The sequence below is a fragment of the Aneurinibacillus sp. UBA3580 genome (assembly GCF_002375825.1).
Taxonomy (GTDB): domain Bacteria; phylum Bacillota; class Bacilli; order Aneurinibacillales; family Aneurinibacillaceae; genus Aneurinibacillus; species Aneurinibacillus danicus.
In genome coordinates, this window is sequence record NZ_DFMZ01000031.1 from 21,035 (window position 1) to 29,312 (window position 8,278).

General features: G+C 46.8%; 10 protein-coding genes. All 10 read right to left on the bottom strand.

What is annotated here, in order from left to right; genetic code table 11:
* Position 1 precedes the first annotated feature (1 nt).
* A complete protein-coding gene (locus tag B2899_RS05200) occupies positions 2-1,069 on the bottom strand; it encodes an ABC transporter ATP-binding protein (RefSeq protein ID WP_146809787.1) in 1,068 nt (355 codons plus the stop codon).
* On the bottom strand, positions 1,051-1,221 hold the full coding sequence (locus B2899_RS05205) for an HAD hydrolase-like protein (RefSeq protein WP_286884398.1): 171 nt from the start codon (positions 1,219-1,221) through the stop codon (positions 1,051-1,053). The genes B2899_RS05200 and B2899_RS05205 overlap by 19 nt, the downstream gene beginning before the upstream one ends.
* On the bottom strand, positions 1,193-1,798 hold the full coding sequence (locus B2899_RS05210; RefSeq protein WP_286884399.1) for a glycerol-3-phosphate responsive antiterminator: 606 nt from the start codon (positions 1,796-1,798) through the stop codon (positions 1,193-1,195). Before B2899_RS05210 ends, B2899_RS05205 begins: the two co-directional genes overlap by 29 nt.
* Positions 1,799-2,066: 268 nt before the next feature.
* Positions 2,067-2,693 carry a hypothetical protein gene (locus B2899_RS05215; protein WP_146809785.1) on the bottom strand — a complete coding sequence of 209 codons (627 nt, stop codon included), beginning with the start codon at positions 2,691-2,693 and terminating at the stop codon, positions 2,067-2,069.
* 24 nt (positions 2,694-2,717) lie between these two features.
* Positions 2,718-3,695 carry a peptide-methionine (R)-S-oxide reductase MsrB gene (gene msrB / locus B2899_RS05220; protein WP_146809784.1) on the bottom strand — a complete coding sequence of 326 codons (978 nt, stop codon included), beginning with the start codon at positions 3,693-3,695 and terminating at the stop codon, positions 2,718-2,720.
* Between the two features lie 116 nt (positions 3,696-3,811).
* Positions 3,812-4,150 (bottom strand): cytochrome aa3 quinol oxidase subunit IV, encoded by a 339-nt coding sequence (qoxD, locus tag B2899_RS05225; protein ID WP_146809783.1) that lies wholly within the window; start codon positions 4,148-4,150, stop codon positions 3,812-3,814.
* A gap of 3 nt (positions 4,151-4,153) precedes the next feature.
* Entirely contained in the window at positions 4,154-4,768 is a 615-nt protein-coding gene (gene qoxC / locus B2899_RS05230; protein WP_146809782.1) for a cytochrome aa3 quinol oxidase subunit III, read from the bottom strand.
* A 3-nt stretch (positions 4,769-4,771) separates the two neighbouring features.
* Positions 4,772-6,697, bottom strand: coding sequence for a cytochrome aa3 quinol oxidase subunit I (gene qoxB / locus B2899_RS05235; protein ID WP_146809781.1), 1,926 nt, complete (start codon positions 6,695-6,697; stop codon positions 4,772-4,774).
* 34 nt (positions 6,698-6,731) lie between these two features.
* Positions 6,732-7,601, bottom strand: a complete 870-nt coding sequence (gene qoxA / locus B2899_RS05240; protein WP_146809780.1) for a cytochrome aa3 quinol oxidase subunit II — start codon at positions 7,599-7,601, stop codon at positions 6,732-6,734.
* Positions 7,602-7,939: 338 nt separating this feature from the next.
* Positions 7,940-8,278 (bottom strand): DUF72 domain-containing protein (locus B2899_RS05245; protein WP_286884400.1); only part of this gene is annotated, 339 nt, incomplete at its 5' end.

Consider the following 8,278-nt stretch of genomic DNA (forward strand, 5'->3'; position numbering starts at 1 on the left):
TCTATGCGATTCCCCCCACTACGGCACTTGCGACACCGCGGATTTTTTCTCCGGTAATCCTCGCACCCGTCGCTTTATCGAAGAAATACAACTGCTTGACGTCTACGAACACCCGGACATTCGTGCCAATTTCGATAATGCTTTCCGTATTGCCTTTGACAATGACACGCTCATCGTCTATCTGTACGTAATACAGCAATTCCGAACCGAGAATTTCGCGGGATACGAGCGTTCCGTTAAGCGTAAGCCCGGCATCAGCAGGAGGACCTGCGTCCTTTTGCACATGAATGTTCGCTTTCTCGGGACGGAACCCGATAACACAGGACGGTTGATTGCGTGCAGCGATAATGTTCATCGCCGGAGAGCCAATGAACTGGGCAACAAACAGATTTTTTGGCATCGAATATAAATCAATGGGAGAAGCAACCTGCTGAATCTTACCGTTATTCATAACGACAATCTGATCTCCCATCGTCATCGCTTCTACCTGATCGTGCGTCACATAGATAAACGTCGTGCCCATCTGTTTATGTAAAGCCGTCAGTTCTACCCGCATCTGATTGCGCAGCTTGGCGTCCAGATTGGATAGCGGCTCATCCATGAGGAATACTTTCGGCTTCTTCACCATGGCACGCGCCAGCGCCACCCGCTGCCGCTGACCGCCGGATAGCTGGGAAGGCTTACGGTGCAGATAATCAGTCAGTCCGACTACTTCCGCAATCTCTTCTACCTGCCGCTTCGTTTCGGCACGGGAAATACCGCGGTTCCGCAGGCCGAATCCGATGTTATCGAATACGCTCATCGTCGGATACAGCGCATAATTCTGGAATACCATCGCGATATCGCGTTTTCCGGGCGGTACGTGATTGACTTGTTCATCTCCGATCCACAGCTCGCCTCCTGTTATTTCTTCGAGTCCTGCAATCATGCGAAGTGTAGTCGATTTGCCGCAACCGGAGGGTCCGACCAGCACGGTAAACGATCCGTCCGGTATCGTTAAATCCAGATTCTCGATGACGGTTTGGCTCTCATATGCTTTCGTAACTTGCTTCAATATGACCTGGGCCATGTCGTCTTGACTCCTTTCATATCGTCTCCAGTTCCTCTTTGACCAGAGAAAACAAGTTCTTCTGCTGTCGTATGTACGGCATCTACAACCGAATCCCGGCTATCAAGCAGCGTCCCATCCAAATCAAACAACCGACAGCGGATACGGTTCACCGGCTACTCTCTCCTTCCATAAATGGTGGTTTCCCATCGACACGGCAATCGCTCCGTAGCACAACGCTTTCATTACCTGCTCCCGATTCGAAATCAGTCCTCCGGCAATAATCGGTACAGCGATTTGTTTGCGAAATTCGGTGATAAATTCAGGAAGAAGCGCGGGCATAATCTCTACCGCATCCGGTTCCGTCTCCTGGACGGAAAAAAGGGTGGATTTAACGGCGTCACTATCGACAAGAAAGAAACGCTGGACGGTGATCAACCCATGCTTTTTCGCCTGCTTCACCAAATGGTTGCGGGTAGTGATGATACCGTCCGGTTTTACGCATCGGGCCAAAAACGCGATGCCTTCTTTATCCTGGCTCATGCCACCGATGCGTTCCGGATGGATAAGCACCGGAATACCATGCGCTTTATAAAGCTGTACGTACCGTGCAATGCTACCAACATTTCCAACCGATAGAACGATAGCACCCACATCGGCTTTTAACGCTTTCTCCAGTAACTTCTCCTCTTTGACTGACGCAATCTTTCTACTGCTTGCAAGTCCTGCATAAAAATCGGCGCGATTCACGACTTGCCTCCTTTCAAATAAAAAAACCTTAAATAGAATTACAGCACGCAGGCCGCGCTTGTCCTTATGCGGCTCTTCTTGTAAGTTCTATTTGAGGTTTCTCCCTGGACTCCAACCTTGGCGTATTTACTTGTTACTTAAATCATACAACTGTATTGTTATAGCAGAATGAATAGACTGTTAAAGAAATGTATTTCTTTGTAAAAAAGGCGCCAGCCTGTTTTTCTTCCAAACAGACTGGCGCCGGATCCATTTATTATGTCATTCTTTACTTCTTTTTGTTCTCCTCATAGTTCTCTTTCTGCATAGCCAATTCTACTTCTTTATACTTTTGAATTACGGGGTACTTCTTCCTGTCTTCCTCTGAAGTTTTCCCGAGAACAATATCGTTTGGCATTTCCTTTAACCCTTTTTCCAATTCCGTAAGAACCTCAAGCACGTCTTTATCTTTTGTCCTTGCTTTCGCTTCCTTAATTTGCTCAAGTGCGTACGGGGGTTGACCATCGCCTCCGTTTAAAACAAACAGTGTCACTATATCATCTTTTTGCCAATCGTAAAGCTCATTCTCTTTTTTGACCTGGTAACTGTTCAGACTGAAGTACCCACTTTCATCCGCTTTATAAACCGTACCATTCTTATATTCGAATGTTAACTCCATCAAGTCGTACTTAACTAAATTCTCCTGTGGCAGCTCTTGTTGCGTATATTTCGTATCGAATTTCTCAGAAATCCGTTGCAGTCGCGGATCAGAGAATGTTAGTTTTTCTTCCTTTGGAGCTTGCTGGTTTTGTTCCTGCTTCGGCTGTCCCGATTGCTGTGGCTGCTCTGCACATCCGATAATTCCAAACAGACTGCATGCAAGTACGCCATATAATAAACCTTTTGCTATTTTCATAATGAATCCCCTTAGCTCCATTCGCTATTCTGTTACAAACAACTTCAAATATTGCCCATAGCCTTCTTTTTCGAGATCTTCTTTCGGAATAAAGCGCAGTGCGGCGGAGTTAATACAATAACGTAATCCGGTCGGAGCCGGACCATCGTCGAATACATGGCCCAGATGCGAGTCAGCCTCTTTGCTCCGCACTTCGGTGCGAATCATAAAATGGCTGTAGTCAGGCCGTTCTTCAATGCTCTCTTCGTTCAGCGGCTTTGTAAAGCTTGGCCAGCCGCAACCGGAATCAAACTTGTCAAGCGAACTGAACAATGGTTCGCCAGAAACAATATCCACATAAATTCCTTCTCGTTTGTTATCCCAATACTCATTGCGGAAGGGAGGCTCTGTACCGTTATTTTGCGTTACTTCATATTGCATCGGAGTTAGCTTTTGCTTCAGTAATTCTTTATCCCGCTTCTTGCCCCAGTTTTCTTCAATAAATGCTTCGCGTCCGGAGCCCTTACGGTACATTTTGTAATGGAGCGGATTTTTCTTGTGGTAGTTCTGATGATATTCTTCCGCCGGATAGAACGCAGTAGCGGGCAGAATTTTTGTAACAATCGGTTTGTTAAAACGTCCGCTCTCCTCTAGCGCTTGTTTAGACGCTTCCGCTTGCCGCTTCTGTTCTTCGCTGTGATAGAAAATCGCAGTCTGATACGACTGTCCACGGTCGTAGAACTGCCCTCCCGGATCGGTCGGGTCGATCTGGCGCCAGTAAATGTCGAGCAGCTTCTCATATGGAAATATATCCGGTTCAAACGTAATCTGTACCGCTTCGTAATGACCCGTCGTCTCCGAGCATACTTCTTCATACGTCGGATTTTCCTTGTGGCCGCCTGTATAGCCGGAAACGATGCTTACAATACCCGGCATCTCTTCAAACGGAGTAACCATACACCAGAAGCACCCGCCTGCGAACGTTGCAAGCTCTTGCCGCTTTTCGATTGTATTCTTATCCATATCGTCATCACTCCATTTCAGTACTATGTTTGCCTGCCCTCCTATTTATCATAAGTCAAATTCACCTTTTGTAAAAGGAAAGCGGGCGCCGCATAAAGGCAACCCGCTCTCTCTTTTCAATACATGTGGCTCACTAACACGTACCACATAACGAAGATGGACCCCAGCACAACCGTAAGCGCGATGAATATCCCGAAGTAAATGGCGCCCGATTGGAACGGTGCCGATTTGCTTTCACGGATATGCATGAACATATACAGCTGTACAAACACCTGCAGAATAGCCAGGACAATACTGATCCCAATCGCAACGCTTGTGGACAATCCGGAATTGAATACAAACCATAGCGCCGCGCCCGTCAGCACCAGGGAAAGGATAAATCCAATGACGTGCCCCCACGGAAAACCGTGGTGATCATGCTCTTCTACATATTGTTCATTATTATGTGAAGCCATCGATTACACCACCATTCCGGTCAGATAGACAATTGTAAAGATGAAAATCCACATAACATCCAGGAAGTGCCAGTACAGACCAATGATGAACGCCTTGCGTGTCGTTCTCGGTGTCAGTCCGCGCTGCACCAACTGGATAATAATGCTGATCATCCACAGAGAACCAAGCGTTACGTGCGCACCGTGCGTTCCTACTAGCACGAAGAAGGAAGACAAGAATGCGCTTGTACCCCATGTAGCTCCCTCATGGTAGATATAGAGCAAGAACTCTTCGATTTCCATATACAGGAAGCCGAGACCTAAAAGCAGCGTAATGATTAACCAAATAATCAATCCTTTTTTATTCTCGCGGCGCATCTCATGAATCGCCAGACCGCAGGTAAAACTACTGGTCAAAAGTAAAAGGGTTTGGATCAACATGCTCTTGAACTCAAACAGTTCCTGCGACGTCGGTCCGCCTGCCGTACTACCCTGCAGCACGATGTACATGGCGAACAGACACGAGAAGAGAACGAATTCGGCTCCGAGGAAAATCCAGAAGCCCAGAATATTCATCCTGCCTTCTTCTGTGGCATATTCGAGGGGTCCCTTGTACCCTGGATCAACGTGTGCTGCCATTCGTTATACCCCCTCTATCTCTTTAATTTCTTCTACATTCACGTAGTAACCATCATCATAATCGAACGATCTCCAGGCCATGCACAGCAAGATGGCGATGAAAGCCGGAATAACCATCCAGAACCATCCGAAGACAAAGCCAAAACCGAAGACAAAGAAGATTTGACCAAGGATGAACGGTACTCCGGAGTTGCTTGGCATATGAATCTTCTCAAGCGGACCGTCGATCAACTTCTCACCACGTTTCTTCGCATACCATACCGGATCTAATTCTTTAATCTCAGGTACGCGGGAGAAGTTGTAATACGGTACCGGAGAAGGAATTGCCCACTCCAGTGTACGGCCGCCATCCCACGGATCTGCTTCGTTTGTACGGGGCGCGTAACGAACGCTCCAGTAGATGTTGTAGCAAATAATCAAGAAGCCGATACCTTGCATAACCGCACCGATGGTAGACGTCATGTTCAGCAGGCTCCAATCCGCGTTAGTGTACATATAAATACGGCGCGGCATACCCATCAGGCCGAGAATGTACTGCGGGAAGAACGTAAGGTTAAACCCGATCATGAACCACCAGAAGCCATGCTTACCTTGACGCTCATTCAGCTTGAAGCCGAAGAATTTCGGCCACCAGTAGTACAGACCCGCTATCATACCAAATACGACACCCGCAATCAGCACATAATGGAAGTGCCCTACGAGGAAATAGCTATTATGGTACTGATAGTCAGCCGGAGCAGCCGCAAGCATAACGCCTGTTACACCACCGATGACGAAGTTCGGGATAAACGCAAGCGTCCACAGCATCGGAACCGTAAATCGGATGCGTCCTTTGTACATCGTAGCCAACCAGTTAAAAATCTTAACGCCCGTAGGCACAGCAATAAGCATCGTCGAAATCGAGAAGAATGAGTTAACGGCCGGTCCTGCACCCATTGTAAAGAAGTGGTGCACCCATACGATAAAACTCAGAACCGCGATAGCGGCCATGGACATAACCATCGCATGGTGACCAAACAGACGACGACGCGAGAACGTACTTACGACCTCGGAGAAAATACCGAATGCCGGAAGAACAACGATATATACTTCAGGGTGTCCCCACATCCAGAACAGGTTTAGCCACATCATCGGCATACCGCCACCATCGACCGTAAAGAAGTGGGTTCCGAACATACGGTCAAAAGTCAACAGCGCCAGAGCAACTGTCAGAATCGGGAACGCGTACACGATAATGATGGATGTAATAAATACGGACCAGGTGAACATCGGCATTTTCATTAATGTCATACCCGGTGCGCGCATTCTCAGAATGGTAACCATAAAGTTGATACCACTCGCCAGTGAGCCGATACCGGAGAGCTGCAGGCCCCAGAGATAATAGTTCTGACCTACGCCCGGGCTGTGCTCAATACTTGCCAGCGGCGTGTAGCTGGTCCAGCCGGCATCCGGAGACCCGCCGATAACGAATGAAATGTTAAACAGCATCGCACCCGCGAAGAAGAGCCAGAAGCTCAGGGCGTTCAGCCAGGGGTACGCCACATCGCGTGCGCCGATTTGCAACGGCATCGCGATGTTAATCATACCGAAGATAAACGGCATCGCCATGAAGATAATCATGAGCGTACCGTGTGTGGTAAAGATTTGGTTATAGTGTTCAGACTCCAGGAATTTCATGTCCGGCGCAGCTAACTGGATACGCATTAGCAATCCGTCTACCCCACCCCGGAACATCATCAAAAGAGCAGCAAGAATGTACATGATACCGATTTTCTTATGGTCAACGGTAGTCAGCCACTCTGTCCAGAGCCATTTCCACTTTTTAAAGTACGTTAGTACAGCTACGATCGCAATAATCGTTAAAACAATCGAAACGTCCGCAGCATAAATCATTGGATCGCCTGTTACAAAAAATTCATCCAAACGCACTTTTCCTTCCTCCTTCCGTCACAAAGTTACTCTATTAATGTTGTTGATGGCCGTTAGATTCGCCAGATTTTTTACGATATTGATGCACACTTTGAATCACAGAGTCATCATGCGTGCTGGAAAATGTCAGACGTTCTTCCAGTACGCCTTTTTTAATGATTTCTTGGAACTTCTCGTCCGTCAGCTTCGGTGCTGTTGCTTTTGTTTCTCTCGCCCACTTATCGAAGTCCTCAGGTTCTTGCGCAATGACTTTAAACTTCATATGGGCAAAACCTTCACCCGTAAAGTTGTTGCTTTTTCCGTCATACTCGCCCGGTTTGTCCGCTTGCAGCACAAGATATCCTGTGTGTCCGGGCATCGTGTATTCCTGTCCGCCCAGCTTCGGCACCCAGAAGGAGTTCATGTTTTCCGTTGCGTCAAGCTGGAACTCAACCGGTTGTCCGGCCGGAATGTGAACATAGTTCACCGTCTCGATTCCTTGCTCAGGATACTTGAAAATCCACTTCCAGTCCGCAGCAACTACCTGAATTCTAATCGGTTCTTGCTCAGGCTTTTTCTCCAACCCGTACGTAATCTGAACGGTCGGAATGGCAAGAGCAACAACGATTAAAAACGGAATCACGGTCCAGATAATTTCCAGTTTGCTGTTTTCCTGTGTTTCCGGCGGCTCATAATCCATATTGTCCGGTCTCTCACGGTAACGAATGAGAATAATAGTAAATGCAACAAATACAACGATCAATACAATCGCTACCAGTGCAAAAGACCAGAGAATTAAGTTATACTGGCTTCGAGCGACCGGTCCCTGAGGATCTAAAACCTCAATCTTTTCTGTACAACCAGTGAGCAATAGCAGTAAAAAGGGAAAAATTGTGCCCAATTTCACAAGTCCTTTTTTAGTCATAACTGCTCGAGTTACCTCCCTTCTGTTTCCTTAAGACAGCTCCACATCCATGTTTTGTTTTTTAGTAAAATTCTGCTATCTTACTCTCCTTTTCATGGTGTTAATGTTAATAAAGTTAGGATGCGATGCCTATTATAGCAAAGTTACCGAAATCCTGTGACCTTGTAACAAAATCGACAATAAAATTTCACAATTCGACTTCATAATTTCTTCATAAATGACTGATTAAAGTTTTTCATTCAATAAAAAGGAAGAAAACAGTCCGCAAAAAGCATGCTCCGAACCGCTTTCTTCCATTTTTTTCATTTAATATTCACTTAATAATTTTTTCATATTTACTAAAAAAATTTTAGCTGCCTCGGTCCTAAATCCTCATATTCAATGCCAAGAAGTTCCATCATTTCCTTCGCATTGTCTGCTGCATCGCCACCGGAATTGTTATTGAATACGACACACACTTCCTGAGATTTAGTCTGCAGGAATTCAAGCTTCTCTTTCCACTCCTTCAATTCTTCCGTGCTGTACCGATATAAATAGCGTATATCCCGCCAGTTCGGCTGTCCGCTGCTGTGCCACCCCGATACGTTGCGGCCATGAAATCTGACGATGGTCAGTGCAGGGTGGGTAGGGTGCAGCACTGTCGGGATTGAACCGACACCCGCCTGCGGCTCGTCGTT